This is a genomic window from Archaeoglobus sulfaticallidus PM70-1 (genome assembly GCF_000385565.1).
In the GTDB taxonomy this organism is placed as follows: domain Archaea; phylum Halobacteriota; class Archaeoglobi; order Archaeoglobales; family Archaeoglobaceae; genus Archaeoglobus_A; species Archaeoglobus_A sulfaticallidus.
Genome location: NC_021169.1, coordinates 745,986 through 762,901 on the forward strand (window position 1 = coordinate 745,986; position 16,916 = coordinate 762,901).

Sequence of the window (16,916 nt, forward strand, 5' to 3'; positions counted from 1 at the left end):
GATTCCAGAATTTTTAAATACTCTGGAGTGGATACTCTGGTTTATGTCATTGAAAGAAAAGGTTGAGGAAGTAATTGATAAGGATATCAGGCCTGCATTGATGAGGGATGGAGGTAACATAGCGCTTGTTGATGTGGAAGAGGATAAGGGTATTGTTAAGGTTCAGCTCCTCGGAGCCTGTGGTGGATGCCCGATGTCACAGTTAACGCTCACAATGGTGGTTGAACAGCACCTGAGGAGGAAAATACCCGAGGTTAAGAAGGTGATTCCTGTTTAAAATTAGAAGATTATTTATTAATTTTAATTTAAAAAAAACTATTATTTATTTTGTAGCCAATATTACTCAATCAAATAAAAAAATCAAAAAAATTAAATAACATGAGACAAATCCCCCATCGATGATACTTATAGAGCCAATAAATAGACTGATATTCAGAGATAGAGCAATAAAAGGAGAAAGAGTCAAAGGAAAATACTTTGGCGGATTTTGCACATGTGGTGGCATAATGTATCAGAAATCGTGGTTTGCTGAGGACGGAAAGCTAATACTCGTATCAGAGTGTGAAAAGTGCTGGAAGAATGAAGCTATGGTTTTTAACAATAACACCCCCGTTGGTCAAAAAGAGGAAGTAAAAACAATCGAAAGACCGTATCTTGAAGATGTTCTCGAGGAATTACTATCTCCCTCAGAATTTGAGGCAGTAATGGCAAAAGCCAGGGGAGAGAACTACAACCCAACCGCATTCAGCAGAGCGAAGAAAAGACTGAGCGATTTCAATCTGGATCTTGATGAAATCCTTTCCTACCTATGAATTTACTTTTTTAGACTGTTTAAAATCGATTTTTAAGATTTTTAATCTACTGGATATATCTATATCCAAACACCTTTATATTAACTAACAGGCCGACAACCAGGTTTGTGTGGTAGGTTATTATTCTCCAGAGCCCTACAAGCGTTCCCATGTATGCAGAGTTCACAAAGTACGAGTAAAAGTAGAGCATACCCGTCTCTGCGATTCCACTCGCCCCAGGGGTTAGCGGTATGAGAGATAGTATGATCAGAAAGAGTTGTGATGCAATGGACTCTATCCAGTAGGGATGGCTTTTCATAGCCAAAAGTAGGGCAGAAGGCACACAGAACTCAAATATCCATGTTAGAGATGTCAAAATGAGCAATACAAGAATTCTCAGCTTCGGTATTTTAGCAAGATCTATCAAAGCTGAACGGAAAAATAGAAGCTCTTTTTTCACAACATCATAAACCCTGCTACCAACATCCTTCTTCCAAAATCTGAAAATAAATGAAATTTTTGAAGTTATCTTGTCTATGTTCTCCTGATCCTTGAAGATCATGTACATGAGTACTAGAAAGCCAATGAAGGTGATCGTGAATATCACACCAGCGTAGACTCCAAACCTGACTTTGAATCCTGAGAGAATTACCATGAACGGCAGTGCAGTTATGAAGAATATAGCATCCAGCAGCCTCTCAGCAAGCACGGTTGCTGTGGCCTCACCATAACTCATGCCAGCATCACTGAGCATTTTTGCCCTTAATGGCTCTCCTCCGGCAGAGGATGGTGTTATCGCAGCGAGAAACGATGAGGAAATCGTTGCCTGCAGAGCGTATGAAAAGCTGATCCTCTTGCCGAGATTCAATGAGAGGTACTGAAGCCTTAAGGCCCAGAACGCCCAGAATGCAATGTGGAACAGCAGGGCTACAGCAAGAAATTTCTTATCAAGTGCGGATATGACTTTCCATGTGAGCTCTGTTTCGGTGAGCTTGAATATTATGAAGATCGTGGCCAGACTTATACCTATGGCCAGCAGTATCTTGGTGAGATTTTTTATGTTGTTCTTTTCTGTGGTTTCCATTCAACCCCTCTCCTTCTCAAGTAGTCGTATATCGCCAGTATTGCAGCTACCTGCAAGATCAGTGTGTGTATAAGCAAACCAGCACATAATTTAATCTTTTTTATATCTTTAAACTTGTAATACAGGAGGAATGGGGACAGGATCAGGAAGGGTATGAAGATGGCTATTATGTATGTTAGAGTTAGTGAAAGAATCCAGTGAAGCTTGAATCCAAAGTCAGCTTTTCTGACGAAGTTGAAGTGCTTCCACAACTGCAATCCTCCGTAGTACCATCTTCTCCTCTGAGAGAACAGATCCTTCCACCTCACAGGAGCTTGCTCGAAAACTCTCGTTTCCACCAGAACAGCCTCGTACCCCAGAGCATGCATCCTCGTGGCAAAGTCAGCGTCTTCAGTGATTGCAGACTCATCGAGTCTGTGCTCGTACAGATGTTTGGCTCTCAGAACACCGATGAGCCCGTTGAACTGCCTGAATCTGGACTTCTTAAGGAGGTAGTTTATCAGATGATATTCAGCCTCCACAGTTTCAGAGCACAGATTTACCGGGTTTGATATGAATCTTGGAGAAGAGGCTATGTATGCCTTATCGTTTCTTTCAAGTGCTTCAACACATTTGACAACGAAATCCTCCTCTGGAATGGAATCAACATCGAAAATTGCTATGTAATCCGGATTAAAGTCTTTGAAGTGATCAATTCCATCGTTTATAGCTCCAGCCCTCTTTCCTCTCGTATTCTCTCTGTGGAGGATTTCAACTCCCTCAACATCTATTTTTCTGTCGTATCTGTCAAGAACATAGAGTATTCTGACCTCTCCCGGATACTTTAATTTCTTCAGCACTTCCATTGACCTCCTAACGAGTTCTGGAGGCTCGTATGGAGAAACCGGAACTATCACAGCAACTTTGACCATTCAGACCAACCTCAGGTATATTTTCTCTATTTTCTCAGAAACAACTTCCCAGCTATAGTTTTTCACGGATTTTAAGCCCTTTGCAGACAGCTTTTTAGCGAAGCTATCGTTGGTCAAGATTTTCAGTATTTTGTTCGAGAGATCATCGACATCATCAAAAACCAATCCGCCTTCCAGTGCAACCTCTCTAACTCCCGCAATGTTCGATGCTATAACCGGAGTTCCGCAGGCCATGGCTTCGAGCAGAACTATTCCAAAAGCTTCAAGTCTTGAGAATGATGGGAGCACGAGAACTCTGGCTTTCTGCATCCACCCTATCACCTCCTTTGTTGGAAGCCTTCCAAGAAATCTCGCCTTAATGTTTTTCGCCAGGTTTTCGAGTCTTGCCCTATCCTCGCCATCCCCTATCACAATCAACTCGCAGTCAAATTCTTTCTGCACTTTTTTCATGGCCTCGATCAGAACCGGCAGACCCTTGTATTCAACCAGTCTTCCAACATAAAGCACGAAATCCTGTTTTTTTACATTTTTGCAGTTGAATTTCTTCAAATCAACCGCATTCGGTACAACTTCAACCTTATCGATGAATCTGGAGAGTACTGGAGATGTTACAGCGTAACTTTTAGTTGTGGCGATGATGACATCACAGGACTCGAGAACTGGCACTATAACCTTCTCGTTCACTCTCTCTACTAAATATCCAACATTTCCCGGAATTCTGTAGCCGTTTACAGTTGATGGTACAACAACATCGTTGTGGTAGGTTATGACATGAGGGCTGTACCCCTTTTTCATCACCCACCATGCGAAAAAGGGAGATGGAACATGGGAGTGATAGATATCAGCTTGAACACCAGGAAAGCTTACAGGAATTGGAGAGTACGGGATTTCGATGCATCTGGTGTTGTTGCTTGAAATAACAGTTACATTATACTTCTTAGAGAGTTGCCTGACAAGTCCCTCAACATGGATTTCAACCCCTCCAATGTGGGGTGGGTAGTACGGGGTTGTGAGAGCTATTTTAATCTCACAGCACTCCTTCATGCTTCAGTATTCTTTCAGCCCATACAAGCTTTTTTTTCTTCAAACCCTCTGCCCTCTCAAAGTCGAATCCGATAAGCTTTATGCCGTTAGCGTTGAAATGCTTGGCCATGCACGCTGCCCTGTCTCCGTCAGTAAACCCTCCAAAGTTGTATATCTTGTCAAAAGGGATGCTCTGGGTTGTTCCAACAAAATATCCGATCTTCGGTATCACAGACATGACCCTGTCGATGTTATCTCCATGGGCATGCAGAACGAGGATACATCTTTCACCAATCTCAACGAGCAAATCATCGCTTTCCTCCATATCTGTGACATGGATGTCCGGTACAAAGTCTGGAATAAACTCTCTTACAGCATTTATCGCCTTTCCTGCTGTTATCTTCACACCCTCAAACTCTCTTATCTCTTCTGCATCATCTTCTGACAGAATTGGGCCGATGATAAGAACATCCTTCCCGCCGATTTTCTTTTCCAGAATCAGCGTGTCCATGAGCTTCTCCCTTGCGATGCTGTGCATCACTACTGCACTCCTCTCATCCTCCTCTTTTGAAAAATTAAAATCGATGAGGATCTGTCTGTAGAACTCAATCCATTCCTCGAACTCCATTTCAATCCTCTTTCAATCCTCTTTCAGCCTCTTTATCGAAATCCTGACCTTTATGCCTTCAATATCCCATTCTCTGATGTAAGCGTTTTCATCGACTTTGGAGAACCTGAGGCTCTCTGCCCTCGTCTCGTTCTTTATGTAGTCCGAGAAACCCTTAACGAAGTCCTCGCTTTCGGATATGCCAACCTCTATGAACTCCTCAACATCCAGATCAAGCTCTTTTCTCATCTCCTGAACTCTCCTGACTATCTCTCTTGCATATGCCTCCTTCAAAAGCTCTTCATCGAGTTCTGTTGTGATGTAAACCCATCCGCTTCTGAACTCAGAGTACTCATATCCTTCAGGAACTTTCGCCTCGATTTCAGCAATTTCTTCCAGCCTGTATTTCTGTCCAAAGACCTCGATGCCATTTCTTGTGGCCTCAGTTATTGATGCCGAATCCATATTTCTGATCATCTCTGCAACTTCCTTCGCTCTATCCTTGAACAGTGGCCCTATCTTCTTGAAGTTTGGTTTTGCAACCAGTTCTTTCTCAAACTCAGAAACAACCTCTACTTCCTTGACATTGCACTGTGCTTTGAGGATGTCCTCAAGCTCCTTTACTGCTCTGGCAACCTTTTCATCCTGACTTTCTATGATTAGCTTTCTCAGAGGCCACCTCAGCTTCTTTTTGGCCTTCTGCCTTGCGTTGCTCGCGGACTCAACTATATCTCTAACGAAGTCCATCATCTCCTCGAGTTCGTTGTCTATCAATCCCTTATCCGGCTCTGGAAATCTTTCAAGGAATATCGACTCCTTTGAATCTCTGAAGGCTTTCACGAAGTTTATATAGATCCATTCTGCAAGATATGGAGCTATTGGAGCTATTATCCTGCTAGCTTTATCCACGACTTTCAAAATTGTTGTGTAAACGGCAAGCTTCGATGGCGAGTCCTTTTCCTCCCAGACAACAGGTCTGACGAGCTGTATGTACCACCTGCTGAAATCCTCAACGACAAAGTTCAGGAAGGCCCTTACGATCCTGTGGAGGCTGTAGTTCTCATACGCATCCTTGGCAACCATGTTCAGGTTCTCAAGCCTCGAGAGAATCCATCTGTCCTCCTTCCTTAAATCGAGTTCTCTTCCAAGCCTGAATCTGTCAAGGGACATGTATGTGTGGGCGAACCTTATAGCATTCCAGAAGATGTTCAGAACCCTGTTGATGTTCCTGACCTCGTCCCAGCTGAACCTTAAATCCTCCCATACGGCTGAAGATAGAACATATAATCTGAAAGAGTCAACTCCAACCTCTTTAACAACATCCTCTGGCTCAACAACATTTCCGAGGCTCTTGCTCATCTTTCTTCCCTGCTCATCGAGCGTGAAGCCGTGCATCAGCACGGTTTTGTAAGGAGCTTTTCCAAAGGCTATAACGCTCGCTCCGAGCTGTGAATAGAACCACCCTCTGGTCTGATCGTGTCCTTCGGTTATGAAGTCAGCCGGCCAGAGATTTTCGAAGTCCTCCCTAAATCTTGGATACTTGAGAGTTCCCCAGGAGGCAACACCGCTGTCGAACCAGACATCGAAGACATCAGGAACTCTCTTCATCTTCCCTCCGCATTCGCAGTCGAATGTGACCTCGTCAACTTTCGGCCTGTGGAGGTCGAGATCGCTTTCCCATGGAATTTCGTTGATATCTCCAACAACCTTCATCTTCCCGCACTTTTCGCAGACCCATACGGGAATCGGTATCCCCCAGTACCTCTGCCTGCTTATGCACCAGTCTTTGGCGTTTCCAACCCAGTCCTTGAACCTCGCCTCTCCAGCCCATGAGGGAATCCATCTCGTTTTCTCTATCTCCTCGATCATCTTGTCCTTCAGCTCTGAAACTTTCAGGAACCACTGTTCGGTCGATCTGTATATGATCGGGCTTTTGCACCTCCAGCAGTGCCCATATCTGTGTACTATGTGCTCATGAGCCAAAAGCAAGCCCTTTTCCTTCAAATCCTCAATTATAACCTGGTTGGCATCCCTAACATTTATACCAGCATATTTTCCAGCCTTCTCAGTGTAAACTCCCCTGTCATCAACCGGGTTAAATATATCCAGTCCATGCTCAAGACCGAGCTCGTAGTCCTCAAGACCATGCCCCGGAGCTATGTGAACACAGCCAGTATTCTCAGCAGAAACGAATTCTGCCATATACACAGCATGTCTGAACTTCTTCTGCTCAGGAACAAACTCAAACAGAGGGTGTTCGTATTCCAGTCCTACAAGATCTTCTCCCAAAAAGGTATCCACTATCTCCCAGCTATCGTATCCGGCCTTTTCAAGAACATTGTCTGCAAGCTCTTTCGCCAAGATCAGTATCTCCTCTTTACCATCCTTTTTGGCTTTGATCTTGGCGTATTCCAGTGAGGGATGAACAGCAACAGCCATATTGGCTGGTAGCGTCCATGGGGTTGTTGTCCAGATGACTATGTAACCTTCCTCCTTCTTCAGCGGGAACTTGACATAGATTGATGGATCCTTTTCATCCCAGTACTCAACCTCTGCATCAGCCAGAGCTGTCTCACATCTCGGGCACCAGTTCACGACCATCTGCTTCTTTTCGAGCAAGCCCCTCTCATATCCCTGTTTTATCGTCCACCATGCCGCGTTTATGTAGTCTGCCTTTATCGTCATGTATGGGTTATCCCAGTCCATCCAGACTCCGAGCATCTTGAACTGTTCCTCCATGGCCTTCTTGTTCTTCAAAGCGTAGTTCAGGCACATCTCCACAAATTTGTCGATTCCATAGTCCTCTATGTCTTTCTTGCTCCTGAACCCCAGTTCCTGCTCAACCTTAACTTCAATTGGCAGACCGTGCATGTCCCACCCTGGTGTATCCGTTACCCTGTATCCCATCATTCTCCTGTATCTCAAAATTGAGTCCTTCAAAACCTTGTTCCAGGCAGTTCCGAGGTGTATTCTTCCTGTGGTGTATGGTGGGCCATCTACAAAAAAGAACTTCCTATCTCCTCTGTTTTTCACCCGCTCATATATTTTGTTCTCTTTCCAGAACTTCTCGATTTCCTCAGCAACCATCTCGGGATTATAGACCTTTGGAAAAACCTTTGCCATCATGATATCACCATCAACTGTAATCGTGAGCGTTGAGAGTTGATTACTGGAGCTTAAAATGTTTTCCTTAAAGACTTCTTACAGAAAGTTGCTAAGAAAGCTCACGGTTTTAACCGTGAGATGAATTAGGGTGGGAGGGAGGTTTATGGAGAATTAAGTTTAATTACCTTGCATTCGAATTAAATTGAATACCCGGTCCGACAGGAGGACGGGGAACGGGGTGCTGGCATACCCATTGCTTCTAGGGCAGACGACTGGCTGAAGGGTAAAAGCCCGATGCAGGCTGATGGGGATGAGAGCCTTAGAAGCAAGAATCTCCCGGCTTTAGCCGTGGAGAGTGTCAAAGAATCCTAACCAGCTACAAATAGATGCCCGTAGGATGTCCGTACTTAATCTCGAAAAAGTTATATATTATCCACTTCAAAACTTTTAAAAAATAAAAGGGTAGATGGCTTTGAAGAGGGCGAAAAAGTTCGAAGACTGGATGGATTTAAAGCCCGTGACGGATGAGGAATTTGAAGAGCTTTTGAACGACCCTCCCCGTCAGAATTTCAAAGGCAATAGAAGAAAAAAGATGAAAAAACTGAAAAAGAAAGAGTTCAGGGTCGAATATTTTTAGCTGTGTCGGAACTTCAAGGTTTTATTTTTTATTTAACTTTATTTATATCGCCTATTTAATTGTTCTTCAAGCATCTATTACAAACTTACGCATGTACTCTGGAATGAACCCTTCTGCATCTATGCCCAAAGCCCTGCTGAAATTATAGACCATTATGTATCCGGCTAAGTGAAAAATCGCCTCCACTATCTCTACATCTCTCTCCATACTCGCCATGCAGGGGTATGCACATTGGTGCTGATGTACATCCTTCCACAGCTCGTGTTTATCTGTTATGATATATCCCTTCATCTTTTTTGCGACATAGTATGCACACCCACATGTATCCCGAAAAGCTTTAACATCCTCTATCACATTTCCTGCCGACTTTATCTCAAAGTCCGGCGTTCCAATTCTGAATTCGTCGCAGAACTTTTTGATGTGCCTTCCACCAGCCCTAATCGAGCAGAATGGTTTTGGAGCTGTGAATTCGATTCCTATCTCGTCACAAATCTCTTTGATCTGCTTTCTCAGTCCTAAAGGGCACCAGGAGGGATCTTCTATCGGGATTATCAGGGCTTTTGCTTCAGCAGCCTCCGGCAGTTCGATCAGAACATCCGGGTGGATATTTATTGCTATAATGACATCGGACTGTAAGTCCTGAAGGTATTCAGAAGGGTCTTCGATGTATAGCTGTCCTGACAGGTTTAGCTCCCTAACAAAGGCAATCTTATCTGAAAAATCGTAGTCCTTGCACTTATCACAGAATTCTATCCCGCAGGCTCCCAGATGTGGACATGATTCTGGATAGGCAAGATTTAAAACAAATCTCCTCCCAAACTCCCCGCTGAATATTATCCCGAGATCCACAATTACGGAATCTTTTTGAGAAATTTAATCTTATTCATTTATCGCTCATTTTTGACATTCTTCTTAAGCATCTCTCTCACGCATTTGTTGAATGTTATCTCGCCTATGGACTCGAGCATTCTGCATATCTGGAGCAGGAATTCCTTGAGGATTATTCCGTCTTCGGTCTCTTCAATGGATTTCTGTATTTTATTGCTGACCTTCTCAACTTCCGTCAGAAATTCGGTGGTCTTTGAGATGTCCGAAGCTCTGAAAGACTCAAACCCCATTTCCAGGACCTGCTTAATTGATTTCATATGCTCTTTAATGCTTCTTCTGTCAAAATCGTGGTTTTTGAGATATCTCGTCATTATAAACAAAATGTCTGCTATCTCTTCGCAGAACTTCGATATGATCCTTGAGCCGAGTAGAGACCTCATCTCGTCCCATTCGGACACAGTAATCCTCTTCATACCCTTGTTCACTATCCTGACCGATAGGAGATACAGCCTGTCAAAATCGTTCTCGTAACTCCTGATTTTCTTCTCGAACGCATTGTAATCTGTGTTATCTTCAAGAACATCTTCAATTTCAGAGATCAGGCTCTTCAGAATCTGAAACATTCTCTTTATTATGGTCACGACATCGAAGTCCGGAATTGTGAAGCAGTGGACGATAATCTTGCTCTCGCTTGCATCTAAAACCTCCATGCCTATGTAGTGGTGAGTCAGATCCGAGATGTCCGTGATGTATTTTCCAACTTCCGGATCTTCTATCACTATTCTGTCTGCGCCAAGAGAGTAGATGGCTCCAAAGAATCGCTTAAGAAAGCTGGTTTCGTAGCTTGGCATCTTTTTGATGCCAACCTTGACCTCCCTGCTGCCATTGATGTTCGGCTGTATGACTATGAAATCATCAAAATCGTTAAGTATCAGCTCATCTCCCTGTTTCAGCTTATATCTGTACACCCATTCCTTTGGCAGTGAAACCATGTAGCTCGAACCGCCAACCAGCTGCAGCTTCCTGACTTTCATTATCCATATGTACGCTAAGTAGTACTTAAAATTAATTGTATCGATATATATTTTCAATCTCAGATAGCTATTTAAAACCTGCCGAACTCTCTTCTGCGATGAACTCGCAGAATAATTTAGAATATTCAAAATATTCAGAACATGCAGAAACTTCAGAAACTATAAGGATTCTCAAAGAGTTCAGAAGTCAGGATATCCCCTATAATAGGGTTTTAAGCTCGATGTGCACCACACCCCACCCACTCGCTTTAAAGGCCCATGAGATGTTTATAGAAACAAACCTCGGAGATCCTGGGATTTTTCAAGGTACAAAGAAGCTTGAAGAGAAACTGATAGGAATGATTGGTGAACTGCTGCATGGCAGCGAGGTTGCCGGATACATATGCTCTGGAGGGACTGAGGCGAACATTCAGGGGATAAGGGCTGGAAGAAATAAAATGAGAGATAAAATAAAGGATTCCCGAAATCCAAACATTGTCATCCCGAAGTCCGCTCACTTCTCGTTCGAGAAAATCGGAGATATACTTGGTGTTGAGGTCAGAAGAGCCAAACTGGATGAGGAGTATAAGGTTGATGTGTCAGAGGTCGAGAAGCTGATGGATGAGAACACTGTATGCCTTGTTGGAATAGCCGGCACAACAGAGCTTGGCCAGATAGATCCAATAGTTGAGCTTTCTAAGCTTGCTGAGGAGAATTGTGTCGAACTGCATGTAGATGCGGCCTTTGGCGGGCTGGTTATACCATTCATGAATAATCCCTATCCATTTGACTTCCAGAACGATGGTGTTTCATCGATAACGATCGATCCGCACAAGATGGGCATGGCAACGATACCTTCTGGAGGAATTCTTTTCAGGAATGAGAGCTACCTCAGGGCTCTGGAGGTTGAAACACCATACTTGACATCAAGAACGCAGTTCACACTAACAGGCACTAGGCCGGGGACAGGTGTGGCCTCTGCCTTTGCTGTCCTTCATGGTCTGGGATTCGATGGGATGAAGAAGATAGTAATGGAATGTCTGAAAAATACAAGACTGCTGACGGAAGAAATGATTTCTCTTGGATTTGAGCCTGTAATTGATCCAATAATGAATGTGGTCAGCTTTAAAACAGAGAAGGCTGAAAAAATAAGGAATGAACTTATGAAAAGGAGATGGATTATTTCATCAATAAAAGAGCCAAGGGCTATAAGGTTCGTGATAATGCCACATGTTACCGAAGAAGTTATCAAGGAATTCCTGAGCGAGTTCAGGAAAATTATAAATTGGGTTTAATTTTTATTTTGGACATATATCCAGGTTTTATTTTTGTTCTGAACGGTGTTTGGACTGTATCTGCTAAACATCCTCCGCAAGCTGGTGAGCTGGTGTAAACAACCTCTTCTTTGTTAGATATGTAGCATTTACTGCTGCAACAATCCCGGAGCTGATAATCATGAAAAAGATCGATATCTGATAAACAGCAGCAGTTGTCGGATCGATTCCGGCCATAAGCATTCCAGTCATTGCTCCTGGAATGAAAATTATGCCGAGAGTCCTCATATTGTCGATGCTTGGAATAAGGGCCGATTTTATAGATGTCCTTTCATACTGTTCCACAGCTTGCTGAGCAGTAGCCCCAAGTGCAAGCATAGCCTCAATTCTACTTCTGTTATTCCTGACTTCACTCAAAAGTCTGTTGAGTGTTAGCGAGCAAATGTTCATTGCATTTCCAAATGCCATGCCTGCGAGAGGAATGACAAACTTCGGTTGTAGTGGTATAACCTTAAGGACAGTCATTGCTGCAAGCGATGTTGTGGCGCCGATGGCTATGCTCGGTGTGGTTATCAATGTTGCTTTAGGCATGCCGACTCTTTTAGCGGATGTATATCCAGCAAGCAAAGCCATTGCAATGAATATTGGCAGGGCAAAAATGTGCCATATTGTAGATGTGAAAACATAAGTCAGCACGATAGAAAGAAGCATTAGCTGAGCGAACCCTCTCAGAGCGGCGAAAGAAAAATCTCTACCGATTTCTATCCTTCTGAGATAAGATACGGCCATGACGAGTATGGCAAGAGCGGATGCGTAGGCAAGCTTAATTAAGGGTTCAGCGTACATAAACATCGCTCCATAAAATCTTCTCAGGATCTTCAACCGTAACAATCCTTCCATCTTTCATAACCGCTACTCTGTCTCCAATTCTCTTTGCCTGCTCAACATCGTGAGTTACCCATAAGACAGTCAGATCTCTTGATCTAACGAGCTTTAACACGAGATTTTCAATTTTTCTGACATTTTCAGGATCGAGTGATGCAGTTGGCTCATCAAGAAGCAGAACTTTCGGTTCTAAAGCTAATGTTCTCGCTATCGCAACCCTCTGCTGCTCTCCCCCACTGAGTTTGCTGGCATCAGCATCAAGTAAATTTTCAATTCCAACTTCTCTGGCAAGCTTTTCAACACTTTTTTCAGTCGCCGTTTTACCTAAAAGTCTTAAACCATAGGCTATGTTGTCTTTAACACGCCCTTCAAACATCACGGGAAACTGAAACACCATTCCTACATTCCTTCTGAGCTGGATAGGATTGTATTTCTTAATTGAGATACCATCAACCAGTATGTCCCCACCATCTATTTCCGTGAGCCTGTTTATGCACCGTAGAAGTGTTGACTTGCCACTGCCTGATGGCCCAGCAATAACCATCACTTCCCTCCTCTTCACTTTCAAATTCACACCCTTGAGAATTTCTTTCCCTCTTATGCTTTTTCTGACATTTATCACCTCTATCACTCCATCACCTCGCTGAAAAGTTCCTTTACCCTCTTTTTCGCCATCTCCAGCATCTTTAAGCCCTTTTCTGTAATTCGATAGACCTTTCTCACCTTCCCATTAACAACAACCTTTTTCGACTGCAGCAGTCCGTCCCTCTCCATTTCGTGAAGTATTGGATAAAGCGTCCCGGGGCTTAAAGAGTAGCCGTGCCTCGCAAGCTCTTTCATCATCCAGGCTCCATAGATTTCACCCTTCGATGCGTGGTATAGGATGTGTACTCTTACGAAGCCGAGGAATAGCTTTCGATCCAGCAAGATATCACCTTTCGTTATCGGTTTTCGATATTGACATATAAAATTTCTTAAGGGGTATGTCTAATACTTCTATCTAACCCATGCTAAAATTTGGGGCTTTTGGCATGATGTAGGAACGGATTATCTGACAGTTCCACTTTCAAAGATATTCAAAAAGGTATGCAGTTGAGATGGGCCCTGAAATGGCAGATAAGCTCAGAACAAATTGGTAGATATGGATGGAAAATGTTGAAATCATAATCTCGGATAAGCCAACAGAGATTGATTCCGAGATCGATCTTGTACTATTTCAACTTTCTACATGATATAGAAGATCCATCAGGTTAATCAACTGGGCGAGGAGAGCTGCTTACATCGTGGTTGCTGAATGGAAGAAGATTGAGACTCCTCCCAGTCCGCCAATTGAAGAAAGAATCACTGTTGAAGAGTTGATGAAGATGAGTCCGGGTTTTGAGCTTATGAAGCTCGATGAATCGCTACCCTACTACATAGCCGTTTTAAGACCTTTGAAGTTTTTGATTATGGGTTCGACAGAAACCTTATAAACAAAAGTTTCATATGAAACTCTATGGACATAGGAAAGATACTCTTCATGATCCTCCAGAACATAAAGAAGCTCGTAATGAGAAATCTTTCTGGAGAGCTGACTTTCCTTGAGTTTAAATGTCTCAAAATCATATATCAAAATCCAATAACTCAGAAGGAGATAATCGAGGAGACCGGAATGACTAAAGGAACCGTCTCAAAAGCTCTGAGAAGTCTGGAGGAGAGAGGGTTTGTAACGAGGAGAAGGGTGGGAAGAGAGTACAGGGTGGAGATAACAGAAGAAGGTAAGGCTGTAATGAGGAAATTTGAAAAAATCGCTTCAGAGATTAACGAAATTCTCCTGAAAAACTTCACCGAAGACGAAAAGCAGACTCTGCAGACCCTTCTGAAAAAAATGCTAAGAAATCTTGATCAGGTGGAGGACGAGACATGAAAGAGTTACGAGAGGTTAAAGTTCTTACCGGAGACCCGAAAAAGGCACTTATAAAGCTATCAACTCCGATGATGGTAAGCAACCTCGTTTTCACGCTGTACAACTTGGCAGACGGAGCGTGGGTTGCTGGGCTTGGGGCTGATGCTTTATCGGCGATAGGCATCTTCTTCCCGCTTTTCATGATCTTCATCTCATTATCGATGGGGTTAGGGATAGGAGCAAGCTCCGCCATGTCGAGAAGGATAGGGGCTAAGGATAAGAAAAATGCAGACAATATCGCGATGCACGCTATCGTAACGGGTTTTGCTGTGGCATTAATACTCACTTTAATCGTAATCCGGCTCGAGCATTTGCTGAAACTGCTCGGAGCTGAAGGCAACGTTCTGAACCTCGCCTTAGAGTATTCGAGAATAATTGTCGCAGGCTCAGTCTTTCTCGTTTTCAATAACATATCGACGGGCATACTGAACGGCGAAGGAAATACGAGAAGGACGATGTATGCAAATGTTGCTGGGACGGTCATTAATATCATTTTGGACCCTATCTTCATCTACATTCTCAACCTCGGCGTTGCTGGAGCTGCCTACGCAACTGTGGTGTCGATGGCAATCTCATCTGCCGTTTTCATCTACTGGTTCTTTGGCGGAAAAACCTTTGTTGATGTAGGTGTGAAGAGCTTCAGAGCAGATAGAAAAATCATGTTTGACATTCTCAGAGTTGGTCTGCCTTCATCCTTCTCAATGCTGTCCATGTCGATTGCGATGGTCTTTCTAAATATGATAATAGTCAGGGCGGGAGGGAGCGATGGGATTGCTGTTTTTACAAGTGCATGGAGATTGATAAGCTTCGGCTTCATCCCGCTCTTCGGGATGAGTGGAGCTGTCACAGCCGTCGTTGGAGCATCTTTTGGAGCGAAAAATGCTGAGAAGTTGAGAACAGCCTATCTTCATGCAATAAAGCTAACAGCTCTGATAGAAGTATTCATAGTTTCAGCAATGATAATTACCGCTCCAAAAATAGCATTCGTTTTCACATACTCCGAGGCTTCAGTCAGAATATACCAGGAACTCGTTAATGCGATGAGGATTCTACCAGCTTTCCTGCTCTTCACACCAATGGGGATGATGACTGTAGCGATGTTTCAGGGAATTGGAAGGGGGGAGAACTCCTTGGCTATCACGATCCTGAGAACCATAATCCTGCAGCTCAGCTTCGCCTACATTTTCGCTTTTCTGCTTGGCTTTGGATTTTACGGAGTGCTGATAGGGGTTACTATTGGAAACGTAACCGCATCTCTGATCGCATTCATGTGGGGGACGCTGACCGTCAGAAAACTTGAAAGAGAGTTAGCAGTAAAGGTGAGAGCATGAGGCGATCAGCGCTCATAACAATAACCCTCGCCTCATTCTTAACTCCTTTCACGCTTTCATCGGTAAATGTCGCTCTTCCAACGATCGGAAGTGAGTTTGGGGTAGATGCAATAACCCTTAACTGGATTGCTACAGCCTTTCTGCTTTCATCAGCAATGTTCTTAGTTCCATTCGGAAGGCTTGCGGACATCAAGGGCAGGAAGAGGGTTTTTGTAACTGGCATGACCGTATTTACAGCCGGGTCTCTCCTTTCAGGAGTATCGAATTCGGCTGAAATGCTGATAGCATTCAGAGTTCTGCAGGGAATTGGAGGGGCGATGGTATTTGCGACAGGTATAGCAATTCTCACCTCTGTCTTTCCAATCAAAGAGAGGGGAAAAGTTCTCGGAATTAATGTTGCTTCCGTCTACACCGGCTTGAGTTTTGGACCATTCTTTGGCGGCATTTTAACCCAGAACTTTGGATGGAGGAGTGTTTTTCTTGTAAATGTCCCCCTCGGCGTTTTGGTTGTTGCAATTGCCTTATGGAAGCTGAAAGCAGAGTGGGCTGATGCAAAGGGAGAGAGATTCGATATAACTGGCTCAGTCATTTACAGCCTGATGCTTGTTCTGATAATGATTGGCGTATCTGAGTCATCTCCGATTCTGATAACAGCGGGCTTGGCTCTGCTGATTACCTTCATTTTGTGGGAAAGCAGAATCGAGCATCCTGTCCTCGAAATAAAGCTTTTCAGGAGAAACATGACTTTTGCCTTCTCAAATCTCGCTGCACTGCTGAACTACAGTGCAACATTCGCTGTGACTTATCTTCTCAGCCTGTATCTGCAGTACATCAAGGCTCTTACACCCCAGCAGGCTGGGGCTATCCTTGTCGCACAGCCGGTCGTTCAGGCTATGCTCTCTCCATTTGCAGGCTGGCTTTCTGACAGAATAGAGCCGAGAGTTGTTGCCTCTGCAGGAATGGCTGTCACCGCAATGGGACTTTTCGTATTCTCCGGGATAAACTCCAGCACATCCATTTCGATGATCGTGGCGAATCTAATGCTTATGGGCTTCGGATTTGCACTGTTCAGCTCTCCAAATACGAATGCGATTATGAGTTCAGTCGAGAAAAAATTTTACGGAATCGCATCAGCAACACTTTCAACGATGCGTGTTGTGGGGCAGATGCTCAGCATGGCTATCGTTATGCTCGTCTTTGCCATTTATATCGGAAAGGTTTTAATTACTCCTGAAGTTTACTCGCTACTGATAGAGAGCACACGCACATCCTTTGCTATTTTCTCACTGCTCTGCTTCTTCGGAATATTCGCTTCTCTTGCGAGAGGGAGGATAAGATAGATACAATATTCCAATTTTCACGAGTTTGAGAACGGCAAAATGTGCTAGCTCCTTCCCTGAAGATATTAATTTAAACCTATATTAAGTTTTGGTTTAAATTATAAACTGAATAATATTTTAGAAAGTAAAACTGATAGCCACA

The 16,916-nt window shown here is 43.6% G+C and carries 18 protein-coding genes; 8 read left to right on the forward strand and 10 right to left on the reverse strand.

Annotation, left to right across the window (positions count from 1 at the left end; all coding sequences use genetic code 11):
* Positions 1-49: 49 nt before the first annotated feature.
* Positions 50-277 carry a NifU family protein gene (locus ASULF_RS04035; RefSeq protein ID WP_269077387.1) on the forward strand — a complete coding sequence of 76 codons (228 nt, stop codon included), beginning with the start codon at positions 50-52 and terminating at the stop codon, positions 275-277.
* 121 nt (positions 278-398) lie between these two features.
* Complete coding sequence (locus ASULF_RS04040; RefSeq protein ID WP_015590420.1) at positions 399-812, forward strand: hypothetical protein; 414 nt, start codon at positions 399-401, stop codon at positions 810-812.
* A gap of 46 nt (positions 813-858) precedes the next feature.
* On the opposite strand, the gene ASULF_RS04045 is transcribed toward ASULF_RS04040, so the two are convergent.
* Genes ASULF_RS04045 through ileS form a run of 5 tightly spaced genes read right to left on the reverse strand, consistent with a single transcriptional unit; the run spans position 859 to position 7,539 of the window.
* A complete protein-coding gene (locus ASULF_RS04045) occupies positions 859-1,875 on the reverse strand; it encodes a flippase-like domain-containing protein (RefSeq protein ID WP_015590421.1) in 1,017 nt (338 codons plus the stop codon).
* Entirely contained in the window at positions 1,848-2,786 is a 939-nt protein-coding gene (locus ASULF_RS04050; protein ID WP_015590422.1) for a glycosyltransferase, read from the reverse strand. Before ASULF_RS04050 ends, ASULF_RS04045 begins: the two co-directional genes overlap by 28 nt.
* On the reverse strand, positions 2,787-3,830 hold the full coding sequence (locus tag ASULF_RS04055) for a glycosyltransferase family 4 protein (RefSeq protein WP_015590423.1): 1,044 nt from the start codon (positions 3,828-3,830) through the stop codon (positions 2,787-2,789).
* The gene (locus tag ASULF_RS04060) at positions 3,814-4,437 is read right to left on the reverse strand and encodes a 6-hydroxymethylpterin diphosphokinase MptE-like protein (RefSeq protein WP_015590424.1); all 624 of its coding nucleotides are present in this window, start codon (positions 4,435-4,437) and stop codon (positions 3,814-3,816) included. The genes ASULF_RS04055 and ASULF_RS04060 overlap by 17 nt, the downstream gene beginning before the upstream one ends.
* Before the next feature lie 12 nt (positions 4,438-4,449).
* The gene (gene ileS / locus ASULF_RS04065) at positions 4,450-7,539 is read right to left on the reverse strand and encodes an isoleucine--tRNA ligase (RefSeq protein WP_015590425.1); all 3,090 of its coding nucleotides are present in this window, start codon (positions 7,537-7,539) and stop codon (positions 4,450-4,452) included.
* 448 nt (positions 7,540-7,987) lie between these two features.
* On the opposite strand from ileS, the gene ASULF_RS11880 reads away from it, so the two are divergent.
* Entirely contained in the window at positions 7,988-8,158 is a 171-nt protein-coding gene (locus tag ASULF_RS11880; protein WP_015590426.1) for a hypothetical protein, read from the forward strand.
* A gap of 66 nt (positions 8,159-8,224) precedes the next feature.
* On the opposite strand, the gene ASULF_RS04070 is transcribed toward ASULF_RS11880, so the two are convergent.
* Positions 8,225-9,007 (reverse strand): DUF166 domain-containing protein, encoded by a 783-nt coding sequence (locus ASULF_RS04070; protein ID WP_015590427.1) that lies wholly within the window; start codon positions 9,005-9,007, stop codon positions 8,225-8,227.
* A 38-nt stretch (positions 9,008-9,045) separates the two neighbouring features.
* Positions 9,046-10,020 carry an AbrB/MazE/SpoVT family DNA-binding domain-containing protein gene (locus ASULF_RS04075; protein ID WP_144060473.1) on the reverse strand — a complete coding sequence of 325 codons (975 nt, stop codon included), beginning with the start codon at positions 10,018-10,020 and terminating at the stop codon, positions 9,046-9,048.
* 98 nt (positions 10,021-10,118) lie between these two features.
* Between ASULF_RS04075 and mfnA the strand changes: the two genes are divergently transcribed.
* Positions 10,119-11,294, forward strand: coding sequence for a tyrosine decarboxylase MfnA (gene mfnA / locus ASULF_RS04080; protein WP_015590429.1), 1,176 nt, complete (start codon positions 10,119-10,121; stop codon positions 11,292-11,294).
* A gap of 63 nt (positions 11,295-11,357) precedes the next feature.
* On the opposite strand, the gene ASULF_RS04085 is transcribed toward mfnA, so the two are convergent.
* The 3 genes from ASULF_RS04085 to ASULF_RS04095 are packed head-to-tail and all read right to left on the reverse strand — an operon-like array spanning position 11,358 to position 13,085.
* Positions 11,358-12,173 (reverse strand): ABC transporter permease, encoded by an 816-nt coding sequence (locus ASULF_RS04085; protein WP_081622997.1) that lies wholly within the window; start codon positions 12,171-12,173, stop codon positions 11,358-11,360.
* Positions 12,109-12,789: an ABC transporter ATP-binding protein gene (locus ASULF_RS04090; protein WP_015590431.1), complete on the reverse strand. Its 681-nt coding sequence runs from the start codon at positions 12,787-12,789 to the stop codon at positions 12,109-12,111. Before ASULF_RS04090 ends, ASULF_RS04085 begins: the two co-directional genes overlap by 65 nt.
* Positions 12,786-13,085 carry a PadR family transcriptional regulator gene (locus tag ASULF_RS04095; protein WP_015590432.1) on the reverse strand — a complete coding sequence of 100 codons (300 nt, stop codon included), beginning with the start codon at positions 13,083-13,085 and terminating at the stop codon, positions 12,786-12,788. The genes ASULF_RS04090 and ASULF_RS04095 overlap by 4 nt, the downstream gene beginning before the upstream one ends.
* A gap of 356 nt (positions 13,086-13,441) precedes the next feature.
* Here ASULF_RS04095 and ASULF_RS04100 point away from each other — a divergent pair, with 356 nt between their 5' ends.
* The 4 genes from ASULF_RS04100 to ASULF_RS04115 are packed head-to-tail and all read left to right on the forward strand — an operon-like array spanning position 13,442 to position 16,774.
* Complete coding sequence (locus tag ASULF_RS04100; protein WP_048098109.1) at positions 13,442-13,630, forward strand: hypothetical protein; 189 nt, start codon at positions 13,442-13,444, stop codon at positions 13,628-13,630.
* Between the two features lie 23 nt (positions 13,631-13,653).
* Positions 13,654-14,064, forward strand: coding sequence for a MarR family winged helix-turn-helix transcriptional regulator (locus tag ASULF_RS04105; RefSeq protein WP_015590433.1), 411 nt, complete (start codon positions 13,654-13,656; stop codon positions 14,062-14,064).
* A complete protein-coding gene (locus ASULF_RS04110; protein ID WP_015590434.1) occupies positions 14,061-15,434 on the forward strand; it encodes an MATE family efflux transporter in 1,374 nt (457 codons plus the stop codon). The genes ASULF_RS04105 and ASULF_RS04110 overlap by 4 nt, the downstream gene beginning before the upstream one ends.
* The gene (locus tag ASULF_RS04115) at positions 15,431-16,774 is read left to right on the forward strand and encodes an MFS transporter (protein WP_015590435.1); all 1,344 of its coding nucleotides are present in this window, start codon (positions 15,431-15,433) and stop codon (positions 16,772-16,774) included. Before ASULF_RS04110 ends, ASULF_RS04115 begins: the two co-directional genes overlap by 4 nt.
* Positions 16,775-16,916: the final 142 nt, after the last annotated feature.